The 17,447-nt window shown below is 72.2% G+C and carries 13 protein-coding genes and 1 tRNA gene; 3 read left to right on the forward strand and 11 right to left on the reverse strand.

Features of this window, described 5'->3' with window-relative positions; translation table 11 throughout:
- Positions 1–32: 32 nt before the first annotated feature.
- The 9 genes from ACFV6V_RS11365 to ACFV6V_RS11405 form a co-directional block, all read right to left on the reverse strand.
- Entirely contained in the window at positions 33–4,781 is a 4,749-nt protein-coding gene (locus ACFV6V_RS11365; RefSeq protein WP_385562439.1) for an amino acid adenylation domain-containing protein, read from the reverse strand.
- Between the two features lie 197 nt (positions 4,782–4,978).
- Positions 4,979–6,250 (reverse strand): glutamate synthase-related protein, encoded by a 1,272-nt coding sequence (locus ACFV6V_RS11370; protein ID WP_385562442.1) that lies wholly within the window; start codon positions 6,248–6,250, stop codon positions 4,979–4,981.
- Positions 6,247–7,248, reverse strand: a complete 1,002-nt coding sequence (locus tag ACFV6V_RS11375; RefSeq protein ID WP_385562445.1) for an asparagine synthetase A — start codon at positions 7,246–7,248, stop codon at positions 6,247–6,249. Before ACFV6V_RS11375 ends, ACFV6V_RS11370 begins: the two co-directional genes overlap by 4 nt.
- Positions 7,245–8,606 carry a methylaspartate mutase gene (locus ACFV6V_RS11380; protein WP_385562638.1) on the reverse strand — a complete coding sequence of 454 codons (1,362 nt, stop codon included), beginning with the start codon at positions 8,604–8,606 and terminating at the stop codon, positions 7,245–7,247. Before ACFV6V_RS11380 ends, ACFV6V_RS11375 begins: the two co-directional genes overlap by 4 nt.
- A gap of 131 nt (positions 8,607–8,737) precedes the next feature.
- Positions 8,738–9,226 carry a cobalamin B12-binding domain-containing protein gene (locus ACFV6V_RS11385; protein WP_385562448.1) on the reverse strand — a complete coding sequence of 163 codons (489 nt, stop codon included), beginning with the start codon at positions 9,224–9,226 and terminating at the stop codon, positions 8,738–8,740.
- A gap of 191 nt (positions 9,227–9,417) precedes the next feature.
- On the reverse strand, positions 9,418–10,674 hold the full coding sequence (locus tag ACFV6V_RS11390; RefSeq protein WP_385562451.1) for a helix-turn-helix domain-containing protein: 1,257 nt from the start codon (positions 10,672–10,674) through the stop codon (positions 9,418–9,420).
- 489 nt (positions 10,675–11,163) lie between these two features.
- Entirely contained in the window at positions 11,164–11,373 is a 210-nt protein-coding gene (locus tag ACFV6V_RS11395; RefSeq protein ID WP_385562454.1) for a hypothetical protein, read from the reverse strand.
- A 92-nt stretch (positions 11,374–11,465) separates the two neighbouring features.
- Positions 11,466–11,609, reverse strand: a complete 144-nt coding sequence (locus ACFV6V_RS11400; RefSeq protein WP_385562457.1) for a hypothetical protein — start codon at positions 11,607–11,609, stop codon at positions 11,466–11,468.
- The gene (locus ACFV6V_RS11405; protein WP_385562460.1) at positions 11,606–12,487 is read right to left on the reverse strand and encodes a LysR family transcriptional regulator; all 882 of its coding nucleotides are present in this window, start codon (positions 12,485–12,487) and stop codon (positions 11,606–11,608) included. The genes ACFV6V_RS11400 and ACFV6V_RS11405 overlap by 4 nt, the downstream gene beginning before the upstream one ends.
- A 60-nt stretch (positions 12,488–12,547) precedes the next feature.
- Between ACFV6V_RS11405 and ACFV6V_RS11410 the strand changes: the two genes are divergently transcribed.
- The 3 genes from ACFV6V_RS11410 (at position 12,548) to ACFV6V_RS11420 (ending at position 14,584) form a co-directional block, all read left to right on the forward strand.
- Positions 12,548–12,913 (forward strand): DoxX family protein, encoded by a 366-nt coding sequence (locus ACFV6V_RS11410; protein WP_385562463.1) that lies wholly within the window; start codon positions 12,548–12,550, stop codon positions 12,911–12,913.
- Between the two features lie 305 nt (positions 12,914–13,218).
- Positions 13,219–13,944, forward strand: coding sequence for a dienelactone hydrolase family protein (locus ACFV6V_RS11415; RefSeq protein ID WP_385562466.1), 726 nt, complete (start codon positions 13,219–13,221; stop codon positions 13,942–13,944).
- Between the two features lie 463 nt (positions 13,945–14,407).
- Complete coding sequence (locus tag ACFV6V_RS11420) at positions 14,408–14,584, forward strand: hypothetical protein (RefSeq protein WP_385562469.1); 177 nt, start codon at positions 14,408–14,410, stop codon at positions 14,582–14,584.
- Positions 14,585–14,643: 59 nt separating this feature from the next.
- Here ACFV6V_RS11420 and ACFV6V_RS11425 read toward each other — a convergent pair.
- A tRNA-Pro gene (locus ACFV6V_RS11425) sits at positions 14,644–14,717 on the reverse strand.
- A 53-nt stretch (positions 14,718–14,770) separates the two neighbouring features.
- Positions 14,771–17,425: an ATP-binding protein gene (locus ACFV6V_RS11430; RefSeq protein ID WP_385562472.1), complete on the reverse strand. Its 2,655-nt coding sequence runs from the start codon at positions 17,423–17,425 to the stop codon at positions 14,771–14,773.
- Positions 17,426–17,447 lie beyond the last annotated feature (22 nt).

The raw sequence follows: 17,447 nt of genomic DNA on the forward strand, positions 1-17,447 counted from the left end.
GATGGGCTGGGCGGGGCGGCACTGGTGCCGCGTCATCGCGAGACCAGCCGTTCGGCGATGGCGCTGACCGTCCGGCCGCGGAACACCGCCTGCGGCGGGACGCGGGTGCCGGTCTGCTGGGAAAGCCGCATGGCGACCCGTACGGCGGCCAGCGAGTCGCCCCCGATCCGGAAGAAGTCGGCGTCCGGACCGAGGTCCTCGGCCAGTTTCAGGACGGTGCGGACGGCCTCGGCCACCAGCCGCTGGTCCGGGGTCAACGGGTCGGCCGGGGCGGCCTCGGGGCGCCCGACCGGTGCGGGCAGAGCCCGGCGGTCGGCCTTGCCGTTGGCGTTGAGCGGCAGTGTGTCCAACACGTCATAGGTGACGGGCACCATGTGCTCGGGCAGGAGCCCTGCCAGGTGGTCGAGGAGCGCGTCCGGGCCGGGCACCGGAGCTCCGGCTGCGACGGTGACGTACGCGGCCAGCCGGCGGTCGCCCGGGGCGGGCTCATGGACGGTGACGACGGCCTCCCGCACGAACGGATGGCGGGTGAGCGCGTCTTCGATCTCCCCCGGCTCGACCCGGAAGCCGCGCAGCTTCACCTGGTCGTCGATCCGGCCGGTGATCTCCAGCACCCCCTCCGCCGTCCGGTGGCCGAGGTCGCCGGTGCGGTAGAGCCGCTCGCCGGGGGCGCCGAACGGGGAGGCCACGAACCGCTCGGCGGTCAGCCCGGGCCGGCCGACGTATCCGAGAGCGAGCCCGCCGCCGGCCGCGTACAGCTCACCGGTGATGCCGTCCGGCACGGGACGCAGCCGCGCGTCGAGCACGTGGATCGCCTTGCCGTGCAGCGGGTGGCCGATCGGGATGGACGCGCCGGCGGCGTCCTCCCGGGTGGCGCGGTGGCAGGTCGTGAGGCCGAGGCTCTCGACCGGACCGTAGCCGTTGGCGACGACCAGGTCCGGCCACTGTTCGAGCGCTTTGCCGACATGGGTGACGGAGGCCCGCTCCCCCGCGGTGAAGGCCACCCTGAGGTCGTCGTAGGTCTCCGGGAACTCCTCCAGAAGGAAGTTGAACAGGCTGGCGGACAGCTGGAGCTGGGTGACTCCGTGCCGGCGGGTGAGTTCGGCGACGGCCCCCGGGTCGGGCCGCTGGCCGGGCTGGAGCACGCACACTCCGCCGAAGGCGAGCGCGCCGTACAGCTCCAGTGCGAAGGCGTCCCAGGAGACCGGGGAGCACTGGAGCCAGACCTCGTCGGGCCCGAAGCGGGCGTAGTCCTGGCCGAGATACGTGCCGGTGAGGGCCCGGTGCGGGACGGCGACGCCCTTGGGGCGACCGGTGGACCCGGAGGTGAACATCACGCAGGCGAGGTCGGTACCGGTCACCGCTGAACCCGGATCGTGGCCGGGACAGGCCGCGACGGCGGCGGCCGCGGCGTCCAGGTCGAGGTGGCGGGCGACCGGGAAGGGCGGGCTCGCGTCGCGTTGGGTGACCAGCAGTGCGGCACCGCTGTCGGCGACCGCGCCGGCCAGCCGCCCGGCCGGGAAGTCCGGGTCGAGCAAGGTGTAGGCGGCGCCGGCCTTCAGCGCGGCGAGCAGGGCGACCACCAGGTCCGGTCCGCGCTCGACCAGGACCGCGACGGTGTCACCGCGGCCGATGCCCAGGCCGCCGAGGTGGTGGGCGAGACGGTTGGCCCGCTCGTTCAGGGCGCCGTAGTCGAGGCGGTCCTCACCGGAGACCAGGGCGAGGGCGTGCGGGTCCCGCGCGGCCCTGTCCTCGAACAGGGTGTGCACGGGCACCTCGACGGCGGCGGCGAGAGTGCCGAGCCAAGCCTCGCACAGTCCGGCCATGGTGGCTGGATCGAACAGGTCGGAGTCGTACTCGAAGCGGCCGGTGAAGTCGGTGCCCCGATCGTCGACGGAGATCGACAGGTCGAAGCGGGAGACCGGGTTGGAGTGCAGCTCGCGGGTGACCTCGGTGCCGCCGATGGTCAGCGGGCGGGTGTCCAGCGGGTGCAGTTCCAGCAGCACCTGGCAGAGCGGGTTGCGGTCCTCGGTGCGGTCGTCGGGCCGCTCCTCCATGACGGCGCCCGCGATGGCGTCGAACGGCGCCTCCTGGTGGCGGTAGCCGCCGATCGCCACCTCACGGACGTGCCGGACCAGCTCGCGGAAGTCCATCCCCTCCTCGAGTCGCACACGCAGCGGCAGCAGGTTGACGAAGTAGCCGATCAGGGCGTCGAGTTCGGCACGGCCGCGCACGCTCACCGGCGACCCCAGCACCAGGTCGCGCCGGCCGGTCCGCCGGTGCAGGGTGAGCGCGAGCCCGGCCAGCAGCACCATGAACGGCGTCGCGTCCTCGCTGCGGGCCAGCGCCCGGACGGCTTCGGCGACCGGGCGGGGCATCGTGAAACGGTGGAACGCGCCGCGGAAGGACTGTTGCTCGGGGCGGGGGCGGTCGGTGGGGAGCGCGGGCTCGGTGGGTGTGTCACGCAGGTGCTCGCGCCAGTAGTCGAGTTGCCGCTCGGCGGTGCCGTCCTGGCGCTGCCAGGTGCTGTAGTCGGCGTACTGGACCGGGAGTTCGGGAAGCGCGGCCGGGCGGCCGGTGCCCAGAGAGTCGTACAGGGCCGCCAGTTCGGCTTCCAGGACGGGGAGCGATCCCTCGTCCCAGACGATGTGGTGGCAGAGCAGCAGCAGCGTGGACGTGTCACCGGTGCGGTAGAGATGGGCGCGGACCAGCGGCCCGGCCTCCAGGTCGAAGGGCACCAGTGCGGCCTCGGCGAGCAGACCTTCCAGGGCGCCCGGTGAGGTCTCCACGACGGTGAAGGGAAGATCGACGGACGGGTGGACGATCTGCCGGGGGCCGTCCTCGCCCAGCTCGAACGTGGTGCGCAGCGCTTCGTGCCGGTCGACCACGCCGGCCAGGGCCCGGCGGAGCAGCTCAGGATCGACCGGTCCGGCGAAGCGGAACACCCAGGGCACGGTGTAGGTCGGCGCGCCCGGGTTCCACTGGTCCAGGAACCAGAGCCCGCGCTGGAAGTTCGCGAGCGGCGCCTCGGTGGCACCGGTCCGGTTCAGCGCCGGGCGCTCGCCTTCGTCCGAGGCCGCGGTGACCGCGGCGGCGAACTCGGCGAGGGTCGGTGCGTCGAAGATGGTGTAGGGGGAGATCATGCCGAAGACGTCGAAGACCCGGCCGACCACGCGTACGGCGGTGAGCGAATCCCCGCCCAGGTGGAAGAAGTTGTCGTCGGCGCCGACCTCGGGAACCCCGAGCACGTCCGCCCAGACGGCGGCGATCAGCTGCTCGGCGGGGGTGCGCGGAGGGCGGCGGGCGGCGACCGGTGCGGCGGGCACGGGCTGGGGTTCGGGCAGCGCCGCCCGGTCCACCTTGCCGCCGGCGGTGAGCGGGAAGGCGGCCAGCAGGGTGACGGTCGCCGGGACCATGTGCTCGGGGAGCCGCTCGGCCAGGTAGGCGCGCAGCTCGCCGATGTCGGGGACGGTACCGGTCACGTAGGCGGCGAGCCGGCCCTCGTGCACCACCACGACCGCCCCGGCGATGCCCGGCTGGCCGACCAGCACCTGCTCGATCTCGCCGGGCTCGACCCGGAAGCCGCGGATCTTCACCTGGTGGTCCGCTCGGCCGACGAACTCCAGCACGGCATGCGCACCGGCCTGCCGGACCACGTCACCGGTGCGGTACATCCGGGCACCCGGTTCCGGTGCGAAGGGGTCCGCGACGAACCGAGCGCCCGTCAGTCCCGGGCGGCCGTGGTAGCCGGAGGCCAGCAGCGGGCCACCGATGTACAGCTCGCCGGCCGTGCCGGGCGCCACCGGCCGCAGCCGGTCGTCCAGCACGTACGCGCGGCGGTCGCCGAGCGGGCGGCCGATCGGGACCGTGTCGCCCTCCCCCGCGGCCGGGCCCGCCAGCTCGTGGACGGTGGCGGTGACCACGGTCTCGGTCGGCCCGTAGGCATTGAGCAGTGGGACACCGGTGGCGGCGTACCAGCCGGCTGCGGCGTCCGGGTAGAGCCGGTCGCTGCCGGAGATCATCAGACGGAGGGTGCGCGGCGGCCGGACGTCCTCGCGCAGCGCGGCCACCACTTCCTGGAAGTACCCGGCGGCGAGGTTGGCCACGGTGACGCCCTCGGCCTCCAGCAGCTCCAGCACGGCGGCAGGGGCGAGCAACTGCTGCTCGGGCACGAGGATGCAGGCACCGGCCGAGAGGGCGGTGAGCACCTGTTCGACGGCCACGTCCACGGTCGGTCGGGCGAAGTGCAGCACCACGTCGTGCTCGGTCAGGCCGAAGCGCTCGACGGCGGCGGCCAGGTGACCGGCCAGCGCGGCAAGCGGGACATGAACGCCCTTGGGGCGGCCGGTGGTGCCGGAGGTGTAGATGAGGTAGCCCGCGGCGGACTCGGGGCCGTGGCGGCCCCGGTCCCGGTGCGGCTCGCTCACGGATCCGGCGAAGTCCGGTCCGGGCTCGTCGGCCCCGACGAGCTCGCCGTCGGTCAAGGCGAGGGTGGCTCCGGCGTCCTCGCGGATCCAGCGGTTGCGCTCCTCGGGCGCCTCCCTGTCCAGCGGCAGGTAGGTGGCGCCGGCACGGAGGGCGGCGAGCAGGCCGACCACATGGTCGAGCCGGTCCCTGCCGGTGACGGCCACCGTACGCCCGGGGGCGATCCGGGCAGCCAGGGCACCGCTCAGCTCGTCCAGCTCCCGGTAGGTGACGGACCGGACGCCGAGGCGTAGGGCCGTGCGGTCCGGAAACCGGCGTGCGACTGATACGAACGGGAAACCGCGAGATTCCATCATCCAACCCCGATGAATTAACGACGCTGCGGGTAGTGGTCTCGACGATAGGGCGGCACTTCCGGCCCGATCGGCAGAATTCCCGGAAGACCATCGGCAGTTTCAACTGCCGCTTCACTGCTGTGCACTGACGCGAACAGAACAGCCCACCGAGGCACACAGGGGCGCCTCGGTGGGCTGCGGGTAAAGCATTTCAGTTATCAGCTGACGGGAATCCCGGCGAATTCCGGGGACCATACATCGTCATGACCCAATGCGGTTGGCGTATATTTCCCGAGCGCGCTGATCAGTAACCGGATTTCGAGCGCGAGGCACTCCGCGAACCGGATCAGCCCGGCCTGCGGATCCTCGGCCGTGGCGAGCAGGGCTGCCCGGCCCAGACCCACCGCGCGGGCGCCGAGCGCCAGGCTCTTCACCGCCCGGCCGCCCTCCCAGATCCGTCCGGAGACCAGCAGGCAGGGCGGTGGCCCCGCAGTCGCCAGCCGACGCAGGCATTCCGCCAGCGGCAGGCCGACCTGGTCCGGGAAGGCCCCGGGGGCCCAGCCTGTGCCGCCCTCGGCGCCGTCCACAGTGACGGCGTCCGCCCCCGCATCGGCAGCGACCCGGGCGGCTTCGGCGACGTCCCGGCCGGGGTGCAGCTTCACCCAGATCCGGGCCCGGGGGTAGTTGTTGCGCATCAGCCGGACCTGCTGGCGCAGGATCTCCGCCGTGAAGGTGCCGGGGGTACTGGAGCGCAGCACCCGGCCGTCACCGAACACATCGTCCAGTCCGTACCGGTCACCGAGCCGGGAAGCGGCCTCGGCCTCCAGGACGGTCATCCCGCCGAGGCCCGGTTTGGCACCCTGCCCAAGCTTCAGCTCGAAGGCCAGCCGCCCCGATTCGAGCAGCGGCAGCGCCGCCGGATCGCTGTAGACGAGGTTCCACACCTCGGCATCGGCATCCTCGGTCGACTGCTGGACGGCGACCCCGCCCCGCCCGTCGGGCAGTTCGTCGGCGTAGGCGCGAATGCGGCCGAGGAGTGCCCGGTCCGCCTCCTCACCGAGCCGGCCGTAGCCGTTGACCGGGACGATGTTCTCGCCGATCACCATGGGGAGGCCGAGTGCGCCCGCCTGCCGACTGAGCGCGAGACCGAGGTCGCCCCCGGCCGCCCGGGTGGAGCCGAGCGCGGACACGTACACCGGCAGGTCGGAGGTGAACCCGCCGATCGTGGTGGCCAGTTCGACGTCGCGGTAGTCCGGCTCGCGACCGAGGTCGATCAGCCGGGCGAGCCGCTGCGGCATGAAGACCGGCGGAATGATCCGCAGCGCGTCGAGCGCGTCCCGCTCGCCGTCCGCACGCCGGCCGTCCCGGTGCTCCGCGCCGAACAGGACCCGGCCGTACTCCCCGGGCGGCGGGAAGGCCGCCGCCGTCCCGGCCCGGGCGCGCCGGCGGACCTCCTCCTCCGGGAAACCGGGCGCCGAGAGGTCGCTCACGGCGACACCACCCCGGCCAGCTTCGGGAAGGCGCTGGCCTGCCAGACCGCGTCCAGCCCGGCCACGTAGCGGGTCAGCCGCTCGACGCCGATGCCGAAACCGGCGCTGCCGGGCACACCCTCGCGGACCAGGTCCAGGTACCAGCGGTACTTCTGCGGATTCTCGCCGGTCTCCCGGATCCGGGTGACGATCTCCGCGTAGTCGTTGGTGCGCTGGCTGCCGCTGCACAGCTCACCGTAGCCCTCGGCCGCGATCAGGTCGAAGTTCCGCAGCAGGCCGGGCTGTTCCGGATCCTCCCGGTCGTAGAAGCCGCGCGAGCCCTTCGGGTAGTCGGTGACGAAGAACGGCCTGTCCCGCTGGGCGGAGAGCAACGCCTCGCCGGTCCAGTCGAGTTCGGCGTCCGCGCTCTGCGGGTGGCCGAGCCCCTGGAGTTCGGCGACCGCCTCGGCGTGCCGCATCCGGCCGAAGGAGCCCTTCAGCAGCTCGGCGAAGGCGCCCGCGTCCCTGCCGAGTTCGGCGAACTCCTTGGGCAGCTCGCGGATCGCGCTGTCGACCATGTGCACCACCAGCTCTTCGACCAGCCGGACGGCGTCGTCTCTGGTCGCACCCGCCATCTCCACGTCGAGCTGATGGAACTCGGCCAGGTGGCGGCTGGTGCCGGCGGTCTCCAGCGGCTCCAGCCGGACGTTGGGAGCGATGCAGAAGATCTTGTCGAAGGTCAGCAGTGAGGCCTGCTTGTAGAGGATGGCACTCGTCATCAGCTTGTAGCGGTGACCGTAGAAGTCGACGTCGACCTGCTTGGAACCGCGCGAGCCGGGGTCGGTGACCGGGCCGATGATCGGCGGGAGCAGCTCGGTGAAGCCCTGCTCGCGCAGGAACTCACGGGCCGCGGAGAGAAGCTGGTGCTGGATCCGGAGCGCGCTGCGAGTGGTCGGGGCGGTCAGATGGCGACCGGGGTCCGGGATCGGTGCGTGGCTCGTGAGCCCGTCGGTGGTCATGGCGTGGTGGGTCCCAACTCTCGTCGTGGCGTGGACGTCGTGCGGGGCGGTACGGGCGGGTGAGGCGGTACGGGCGTGCGGGTTGTGCCGGGGGCGGCCCCGACGAGGGTCGTGCCAGGGCCGGACCGGACGGCCGACCGTGCGGCGGCGCGGGCGTCGTAGGTCCGTTGGAGGTGGGAGAGCGCCGAGAGCAGCCCGGCCGAGCCGAGGATCGGGGGACGCGGGCCACCGTCCGCCAGGCCCGCGATCGGCATCGAGCCGACGCTCGACCAGTGCAGCCGGCCGTCGGGCGCGAGCGAGGTGCGGGCCCGGCCGGCGTTGTCGGGGTGCAGGCAGTAGGGGACGTCCAGGTAGCCGGCGGCGAAAGCCCGTATCAGCGCTCGGCCGACGTCGGCGTCCAGCTCCAGCACGGCACCGATCAGCGCGCGTGCCTCCGCCTCGATACCGGTGTCCTCGATGTACGTGCCGGGCACAGCGGTCAGCGGTGTGCGGGACCGCTCGTCGGCGGCTGCCGCGGCACCCGTCTCCAGCGCCCTGACGTTCTCGCCGACGGTGGGGATCCGGTGCGCCTCGGCGGTGGTCTTGACGATCAGCCGGGCCGCACCCGCCCGCACCGCCAGCCGGGCCGCGTCCTCCAGCAGCAGCCGTGCCCCGCCGGGCGAGCGCGGGAAGACGCCCATGTAGGCGTAGAGGACGACGTGGTGGTCGACGTCCGGCAGCAGTTCGCCGGCCAACCGTCCGAGCACGGTGAGCGCCTCCTCGTCCTGGCGCGGATCGGCCTGCTGGGCGTAGCTGAGCGAGATGGAGCGCAGGCCGTGCTGCCGGAAGAACAGTGCCTCCAGCACACTGACCGCGATCAGCAGGCTCGGCGGGCAGAGCTGACCCATCAGGCAGCCGCCGAACGTCTCCAGATGCGGTTCGACGCCGAACTCCCTTGCCGAGAGCAATAGTTCGCAGCTCCGTCGCCAGCTTGCGACCGCCTCACGCAGCGGTGTCCGGCTGTACGGCAGGCAGTACGAGACCGGACCTCCCTCGGTGGCGTCCAGACCGACTGCCAGCAGCGCGCGGACGATGTGCTCCGGCATCGCCGAACCGTGCCGGACCTGCACCGGGAAGCGTGCGTCCGCGATGCCCCGCAGCACCGCCCGGGTGGTGTCCGCGGAGTGGGTGGCTATGGGGTATCCGTTCAGGCCGACCCCCTCGGCGAGGGCCTCCCGGGCGGCCGCGAGGTCGCCGGTGCGGGTGTAGCTGTCGAGCGTGATGGTGCCGACGGTGACGGCGTCCGCGTCCCGGGTGGCGAGCAGGCCGCCGCGCATACGCTGCGGGTCGGCCATGCCCATCCTGGGCTGGACGACCAGGGCGCCCGTCGCCCGGGTCCTGGCGACGAAGGCACCGAAGCCGGACGTGAGCGCGGCGGGGGCGGAGGTGCGGTCGGCGGGCCCCTCCCGGCGGGCGGTGAGCGCGTCGCCCACGCAGTCCCCGGAGCCGGTCACAGCAGCACCCCCGACCCGGCGGGCAGGGAACTGGATCCGGCGGGCAGCGAGCCGACGAAGGACTGGAACTCCAGCACCGAGCCGCCCTCTTCGAAGACCCCGTCAAAGCCTGCCGTCAGCAGCGCCCGCTGCCGGGCCGAGGTGCCGGAGCCCGCGATCCCGAGCTTCCCGCCGATCACCGTCGGCGTGCGGGCCAGCTCGGGGCAGTCGCGCAGCGCCGCGATCACCCGCAGTCCGTCATGGAAACCGTGCCCGTTGACACTGCTCAGCACGATCAGGTCCGGCTCGATCCGGCGGCACTCGGCGACCAGCAGCTCGTCGGGCACGCACGCGCCCAGGTTGGTGACCCGGTGGCCGAGCTCCTCCAGCAGCAGCTGGAGGAAGACCAGGTTCCAGGTGTGCGAGTCCGAGGCCATGGTCGTCACGACGATGTCCAGACCGGTCGGCTCGGCCTTTCCGTGCTGCTCCACGGCATGCTGCTCCACGGCGCAAACCCTCTGTGTCAGTTGGTGGTGGGGAGTCCCGGGAGTGGTGGGACTCCGGGTGTCCGGGGCGAATGGAAGTCCGGCTCGCCCGGCCGTGGACAGAACGCTAGGGAGGATCCGGGCGCCGGACCGGCAGCTCGTCCGGCAGGATGCGGGCAGTATCGGCCCAGGCCGGGGCCGTCGGACGGGGCTCAGCTCGCGGTCGCCAGCTCCGGGTACGCACCGGTGCCGCACAGGCGCCGGCAGAGATTCAGCACGGTGAATCGCACGCCGTCGCGGGCGGGGACGCTGCGGATCAGCCCGCTCGCCAGCAGCTCGTGGACCGCCGCCAGGCACTCCTGCGGCGGCCGGCCGCTCAGCTCGACGGCATCCTCGCCCGACCAGTCCCCCGGTCTGGCCGCGAGCTGCTCAAGTAGGTCCCGCTGGCCGAGCGTCAGCCGGTCCAGCGCGGCCCCCAGCGCCGCACCCACGTCCGCCCTGCCGCCGTACCCGGCCGGCGGCGACGCCAGGTGGAACGGACCGTCCGCCAGCTGCGCCACCAACTGGCGCGGGGACAGCACCGCCGACCAGTCGGCCATGAGCTCCAATGCCCCTGGCAGGCCGTCGAGTTGACGGCAGAGCGCGGCAATGGCGGGTGCGTCGTCGGGCCCCATGCGGTAACCGGGGCGGAGTCGGCGCAGGTGCGTGAGCAGCAGCCGGACGGCGCTCACCTCGGCCAGCGCCACCGGGTCGTGGTCGAGTTCCGGCCCGGGAGTGGGCAGCGGGGCGAGCGGGATCACCTGGCCACCGGGCAGCGGCTGCGGGACCCGGGCGGTGATCAGCACCCGCAGGCCGGGGCAGCGGTGGAACAGCTCGTCCAGCAGAATCGTGTCAACGCCGACGTCGGCGCCGTCCAGGACCAGCAGGGTGGGGCGTTCCCCGATCGCCCGGGCGAGGTCCTCGCGGCGTTCCAGTCCGGCGGTCGGCTGGCGGCCGCAGTCGATCCAGCGCACCGACCACCGGGACGCGAGGTGCAGCCGTCGCGCGACCTCCAGGACCAACCGGGTCTTGCCGACCCCACCCAGACCGGCCACCGTGACCAGCCGGTCGCCGTGCACGGCGAGAGCGTCGGTCAGCACCTCGGTCTCGAGCTCCCGGCCGACGATCGCGCCCCGGGCGACCGGCGGCGCGGTCGGCTCGTCGCGCGGCTCCTCGGCGAGCGTCTGCCGGCGCGCGGCCGCCTCGAAGTTCGACCGGTTGCGGCCCTCCAGCCGCAGCGCGTCGGCCAGCAGCCGGACCGTCTCCTGCCGGGGGCGCTGCACCCGCCCGGTCTCCATGTCCCGGATCGCCCGCACGCTCAGGGTCGCGTGATCGGCGAGTACCTGCTGCGTCAGGCCGACCCGTTCACGCCGGACCCTGAGCAGTGCTCCGAAGCCCGCCGTCGACTGAAGCGACTGAAAACCGTCCATGCCTCGTCCACCTTCCGTGGGTTGGCCAAGCACTGTGGACCGGGGGCCCGGGCAGCGCGTGGCACGCCGAGGGCGTCGGCGAACGGCGGTGACCGTCGAGCCGTGTTCCCCTTGGTGCCGATGGTCCACGGCACGGCTCTACGACCGATCAACGGCCGATCACCACACGTTCACGCCCTCTCCACGCCACCCACCAACTCTGCGGCGGGGGCCGGGGCGTGCAGCAACCGCCGGGGAAAGCCCGGCGCATGCCGGATCTTCGGCAGGAGACTTTGGGGTCATCGACCCCAAGGACGTCGAGGGATGGGTCGTCACCGGGCATCACAACGACGTCCTTACCTATGTCGGCCCCGATGAGCCTCAGGATCAGTCGCAGATCGCTGTCGGGCTGTTCGGACGTTCCAAGCGCCACCGGGACGGCACCGAGCTTCACGTCGTCCACGTTGAGGACAAGCGAGATTCAGCGGCCCCAGCGTAGGCAGCCGCGCTTCACCGCTGGTGGTCGCCTAGGGCGCATCGGCTCCAGGTCCCGCCGGCTTCGGTGACCAGGCGGGTGGCGGTCTTGTCGTGATGGCCGAGTGCCTTCGCGATGACGGGGGCCGGGGCTTGAAGGACGAGTTGACGGATCGCGGACGTCCTGCCGCGCTGCGGAGGGACGCCGATCTCACACAGGTGGACGTGGAGGGTGACCGGGTTCATGGGCTGTCCCGGCTAGCGGCCGGGGAAAGGGCACTGTGAGCTCCTGCTGCTGGCGTAGGGCAGGTGTTGCCGGGACTGGATGTAGGCCCGCATCAGGTCGGCGACGGCTTCGGCAGCGGGGACGGCGGGTCTCCCAGCCGGACCGTGACGGTGGTCCCGTCGTCGGTGATGTCGTCGATGATGAGGCGGACGATGCGGCCGGCAGCGCACTGACGGTCTGTCGGCTCCGTCGTCAACTCCTGCTCAGCCGCCGTGCGATGGCCTCCAGCAGCTCATCCAGCGCCGCCTCGCGCGTCCGCTCGCGAGGCCTGGCCAAGCCCACCCGGCTGGGCGAGATTCCGGAGACTGGACGGAACACCACGTCCGGATGGAAGTAAAAGCGGGCCGCCGACGCCGGGGCCAGCGCCACGCAGCCGCCGGCCACCGCTCCGAGCCACTCATCGGGACGGCTGGTGACCGCGCCGACGCGGACGGGGTGCCCGTCCCGCTCCTCCGCGGCCAGCCAGTGCTCCCTCCACGCTCCGGTCTCGACTCCGGCCGCGACGAACGGCTCCTCCGACAACTCCCGGAGCTCCACCGTCTCGCTGTTCGCCAGCGGATGCCGAGCTGGTAGCAGCACCCCCCGCTCCTCGACGAACAACTCCCGCACTGTGAACCTCTCCTGCCCCGGAAACGGCATACGCACCACTGCCGCATCCACCTCACCCCGAGCCAGGCCGGCGCTCGGGTCCGACCAGTCGAACTGCCGCAGTTCCACCCGCCACTCCGGCTGTGACCGGCGGAACCCAGCGATGGCCTCAGGGACCGCACCCACCGCGCCCGCGTCCAGGAAGCCCAGGCGCAGCACCCGCGCCGCCCGGCCGGTTGCCTGCACCGCCTCGTCCCAGCCGTCCAGCAGTGCGGGCACCCGCGAGGCGAGCTCACGACCAGCCGCGGTCAACTCCATCCCCGACCGCGAACGCGCGAAGAGCCGTACCCCGAGACCGTCCTCCAGGCGCCGGATCTGCTTGGTCAGCGCAGGCTGCGAGACGAACAACCTCTCCGCCGCCCCGGTCAGGCTGCCCTCCTCCGCCACCGCGGCGAAGTACCGGAGCAGACGTGTGTGCAGGTCCATGCCACCAGGTTATAGAAGCAGGTATTGGACGGTGCCGAATTGCCAGCGGACCCTGAAGGCATGACCGGCACCCATCTCGCGCTCCTCGTCGTCACCCTGCTCACCGCCACCGTCAACGTCGGTATCGCGGCCGCCGACCTCACCGGTGCGCGCCTCGTGCTGGCCAACGCGGCGCAGGTGGGTGTCCCTCGATCCTGGCTGCCCTGGCTGGCCGCCCTCAAGCTGGCTGGTGCGGCGGGCCTCCTCCTCGGCCTCACCGACGCCGCACCGCGCTTCCTCGGCGCCACCGCGGCCTGTGGCCTCGTCCTGCTCTACCTGGGCGCGCTCGTCTTCCATCTGCGCGCCCGCGTGCTCTACAACCTCGCGTTTCCCGGTTTCTACTTCGCCACCGCCGTCGCCTCACTGGCGTTGACCGTGTCCTCCTGACGGCGGCACCACTGAAGGTTCGATGAGAACGCTCAACCACTTGCTGCGACAGATCACCGTCGTCGCCGCTCCGGACCTCGGCTGTCATCCAACCTTGTCGTCAACTGCCATCGGATCTCATTGGATCCAAGTCGTCGTCAGGCCCCGAGAATCCGAGGGTTCATTGGCGTCCGCCGAACCTGTCGCCATTCGATCGTTTGACGACAGGCGGACGACGCGTCCGGGTGATGTAGTCGGACAGGCCTCTGTGTGCCATCGGTGAACACCACCCCGAGCGGGCGCAACGGTCATTACCGTCCAGTCGCATGACGACGGTAACAACCCGTACGGTCGAATACCCGGCCGACAACCTGACGATGATCGGATACCTCGCGCTCCCGGCCGGTGCCGAGCGCCGGCCCGCAGTCCTGATCGGACCCGAGGGGATAGGGCTCAGCGATGTCGAGCGCCGGCGGGCCGAGGCTCTAGCCGAGCTGGGGTACGTGGCGCTGGCCTTCGACCTCCACGGCGGACGCTATTTGGAAGACCCAGAGGAAATGTTGGCCCGTTGCATGCCGCTGCTCGCCGATCCCGACCGCATGCGAGGAATCGGTCACGCCGCGCTCAACGTGTTGCGTGCCGAATCACGGGCCGACCCCGACCGGACCGCCGCCGTCGGCTACGGCACCGGGGGCGCAGTCGCACTGGAACTCGGTCGCGATGGCGTCGACCTGCGCGCGATCGGGACAGTCAACGCACTGACCACGGGCCGACCGGGCGAGGCGGCACGCATTCGCTGCCCGGTGTGGGCCGGGGTCGGGTCGGAAGACCCCATCATGCCGCCCGCGCAACGGGAGGCGTTCACCGCAGAGATGCAGGCCGCGGGCGTCGACTGGCGCCTCGTGGTCTACGGAGGAGCACTTCACGCCTTCCACCACCCACCGGTCGACCACACCGTGCCTCCCGGCGTCGGCTACCACCCACGGCACGCACAGCGAGCCTGGCGTGACATCGTCGCCCTGCTCGCCGAGTGCCTGCCCGTCACGGATTGATCCGATCGGCTCCTGATACTCACTCCTGCCCGCAGTCGTCGTCTTCGTCCCACAGCCGCGCTGGCACGGGACGGCTACCAGCTCAGCCCGACCCTCCGGATCCTGCCGGTCGGCGAGTGGCGGCCCGAGCTGGCGCGTCACGACGCCAGGGCGTATGCGGAATCCCTCAGGCTTCTGCGGGGTGCCCGCAACGCGAGGGAGCGGTTGGGCCTCCTGATCTCCGACATGCCTGAAGAGCGGCTGCGAGACGTGCTGCTCGTCGCCCTCAACGCCTACCTTGAAGGGCAGTCCACGGGCGAGACCCTGAACGGCAAGGGCAAGACGGACATCCTGATCCGAGTCGGAGAGCGCAACGTGTCGATCTCCGAGTGCAAGTTTCCACACCGGGCCGAAGTCGGTCACCGACGCGCTGGACCAGCTGCTCAGGTACACGGACAACGGCGGCCGCCGGACGTCTCTGCTGATGTTCTACCGGGAGAAGGACCCGGATGCCCGGATCGCCGACACTGTCGCCGCGATCCGTTCCCACCCGCAGTGCGAGTCCTTCGACTCCAGCAGAGCTGACGAGGACCGGCAGTGGGATTTCGTTGTCCGGGGCAGCGGGGATCCGGGCAGTGCTCCCCGTGCCGAGATGACGTAAACGCTCAGGGGCAGTTTCAGACTGCTCTGAAACTGCCCCTGCCCAGCGACTTCGTATAGTCGGGACGACAGGATTTGAACCTGCGACCCCTTGACCCCCAGTCAAGTGCGCTACCAAGCTGCGCCACGTCCCGATGCGCGCTGGCCGGGGCCGGGCCCCTGCTGTGCGCGCAGGCTCAAGATTACCTCACTCCGGAGCCACGATGGACGCGCGGGCTTCCCGGGCGTGTGCCGCGAGGGTGGCGGCGCCGCAGGTGGTGGCCAGGTCCGCGGCTCGGGTGAGCTCGTGTGGGGAACGGAGGGCGAGGCCGTACTCATAGCGGGCCAGCGCGTGTTCGTACGCGGACGGCGAGGCCTCCAGGTGGCGGACGGCCCGGGCGAGCAGCGGGATGGCCTCCGCTTCGGGAGCCAGGGCGGCGGCGCAGCGAAGGGCCTCTCCGATGGCCGTTGCGGTGCCGAAGCGCTCGGCGTGGGCCCGGGCCCGGGTGGTCAGCTGGGCGGCGCGCGCCGGGGATTCGGTGGCGATGGCACGGGCCAGCTCACCGGCCCAGGGGGCCCAGACGCCGTTGTGGCGTCCCCGGCTCTCCAAGTCCCTTCCACCGGCCTCCAGTTCGGACACTCCCTCCTTGGTGTGCCCGGTGGCCAGCAACAGGCGTCCGCGTACGCTCGGGCCGTCGGGAATCACGATGGCGTTGGGGTAGGGCGGCCGGAAGGCGTATCGCTCGGCCACCGCCTCGGCTCCGGATGTGTCGCCGCGTGCCAGCAGGGTGTCGATGAGCAGGCCCACCGAGATCCAGTGCACGGGCAGCCCGCGCCCTATGCGGTCGGCCAGTCTCAGCCCTTCGCGGAGAAACGCCTCGGACTCGTGCAGATTGCCCCTGCGTCGGTGCACAAGACCGAGCAGGGTGTGCGCGAACGCCAGGTGCGCCCCGCTCCAGCCGGAGATCTCGTACGCCCGGACGGCCTCGGTGAACAGCGCCTCCGCCCGGTCCAGCCGGTCGGTGAACGCGTAGCTGATGCCGGCGAGTGCCGGTGGCTCGAAGCCCCATTCGGTGTCGGTCCAGCCGAGCCCGGGTGCCGGATGCCCGTCGACCAGGGCCCGGTCGCACAGTTCCACGACGAGCTCGGCGTCCTCGCCGCGCAGCATCGCGTCGAAGGCCCGGATGGTGAGCAGGGCGCGCTCGGCGTTGTCGCGGCCCTGGAGCCGGTCGGCGAGTTCCGCGAGCCGGCGTGAGCGCGCCGGGCCGTCGTGTTCCCTGGCCTGGGTGCCCTCCCAGAGGAACTGCGCGGCCTGGAGCCGCATTCGGGCCGGGCCGGGCGGGGTGTCGGCTGCCTCGGCGGCGAGTGTGACGGCCGCTTCGTTGAGCTGGTCGTTGTGGGCGAGCGCCTGGGCCAGGCGGTAGGTGGCGTCTACGCGCAGTCCACGGTCGAGTCCGGGCAGTTCCAGTGCCTGGCGCAGATGCCGGATGGTGGTGGGCGGGGAGGTCAGCAGGGTGGCACAGCCCAGCTCGTAGAGCACCTGCGCGCGGGTCCCGCTGCGCGGCGGCTCCTCGAGTGCCCGCTCGAGGCAGCGGCGGGCCGCCTCCGGCGCGCCGACCGCCAGATGGTCCGCTGCGGCCTCCCTCAGCTGCTGGACGACTTCCTGGTCGTCGTCGGGATGCACTTCGAGGAGATGGCGGGAGGCCGCGCCCGAGCCGAGTCCGGCATCTGTGACGGCCCAGGCGGCGCGGCCGTGCATGGCGGTGCGCATGGCCGGCGGGATGGCTCGGTAGACGGCTGTGGCGATGAGCGGGTGGACGAACTCGAGCGGGTCGGGCCCGGTGACGATACGCGCGTCGCGCAGCCGCTCCGCGCATGCGGCTGCCTTGGCCGCCGGCATCCCGGCGAGGGAGGCGGCGAGTTCGAGCGAGATGTCGGTGCCGAGGACGGCGGCGGCCCAGGCGAACCTGGTGGCGTCGGGCCCCAGCCCCTCGAGCCTGGTGACCAGCCCGCTGCCCCGTGCGGTGGCACCGAGGGCGCGCAGTTCGCGGGTGCGGGGCCCGACGGGCTCAAGAGCGTGGTCCTGCACCTTGGCGATGAGCTCGACCGCCTCGTACGGGTTGCCGTGGGTGACGGCCCAGACCTCGCGGCAGAACGCGTCGTCGGCAGCCTCGCCGACGATGGCCCTGACGAGCTCCGACACGGCCTCGGTGGTCAGCTCGTGCAGCGGGATACGCAGGCGCGCCGCGGCACCCGCGGTGTTCAGGAGCACGGACGAGGCGTCGGATGCGTCTTCCGGGCGGTGCGCGAGGACGATGAGGAGCGGGAGCGTACTCAGCCGGGTGGCGAAGGAGACGAGCCAGCCGAGCGACTCGCCGTCCGACCAGTGGGCGTCGTCGACGAGGACGACGAGGGGCCGCTTGCGCAGCCGTTCGGAGAGCGCGGTGACGACCCGGTCGAGTCCGTCGCGCACACCCTGCGGGTCGGCGGGCGGCCCGGACGGGGTCGCGATGCCGAGTGCGGGCGCGGTGATGTCGTACCAGTCGCCGAACAGTTCGCGCGCCTCGTCCGGTGCCATGCCGCCGAGCGCCGGCTGGAGCAGCTGCCGGACGACGTGGAACGGTACGGAGGTGGCGGTCTCACTGCCCCGCGCGGTGCGGACCGTGCAGCCCCGGGCGCTGGCGATACCGCTCACCTCGGCGAGGAGCGCGGTCTTGCCGAGGCCCGCCTCGCCGCTGTAGATCAGCAGACCGCCGGTGGCGCGTTCCGAGCGCAGCGCCTCCACGGCGCGCGCAGCCGCTGCGACCTCCGGCTCGCGCTCCAGGAGCGCTGTACGTTCATGGTGTTGCGCCCGGTACGGCATGGGCGACCTCCCCTCCCCACGA

This window comes from Streptomyces sp. NPDC059828, assembly GCF_042731955.1.
In the GTDB taxonomy this organism is placed as follows: Bacteria; Actinomycetota; Actinomycetes; order Streptomycetales; family Streptomycetaceae; genus Streptomyces.

Coding starts and splice junctions, on each gene's coding strand:
- ACFV6V_RS11365 (WP_385562439.1), bottom strand. CDS start 4,781: ATGATGGAATCTCGCGGTTTCCCGTTCGTATCAGTCGCACGCCGGTTT.
- ACFV6V_RS11375 (WP_385562445.1), bottom strand. CDS start 7,248: ATGACCACCGACGGGCTCACGAGCCACGCACCGATCCCGGACCCCGGT.
- ACFV6V_RS11390 (WP_385562451.1), bottom strand. CDS start 10,674: ATGGACGGTTTTCAGTCGCTTCAGTCGACGGCGGGCTTCGGAGCACTG.
- ACFV6V_RS11395 (WP_385562454.1), bottom strand. CDS start 11,373: ATGAACCCGGTCACCCTCCACGTCCACCTGTGTGAGATCGGCGTCCCT.
- ACFV6V_RS11405 (WP_385562460.1), bottom strand. CDS start 12,487: ATGGACCTGCACACACGTCTGCTCCGGTACTTCGCCGCGGTGGCGGAG.
- ACFV6V_RS11410 (WP_385562463.1), top strand. CDS start 12,548: ATGACCGGCACCCATCTCGCGCTCCTCGTCGTCACCCTGCTCACCGCC.
- ACFV6V_RS11415 (WP_385562466.1), top strand. CDS start 13,219: ATGACGACGGTAACAACCCGTACGGTCGAATACCCGGCCGACAACCTG.
- ACFV6V_RS11420 (WP_385562469.1), top strand. CDS start 14,408: ATGTTCTACCGGGAGAAGGACCCGGATGCCCGGATCGCCGACACTGTC.
- ACFV6V_RS11430 (WP_385562472.1), bottom strand. CDS start 17,425: ATGCCGTACCGGGCGCAACACCATGAACGTACAGCGCTCCTGGAGCGC.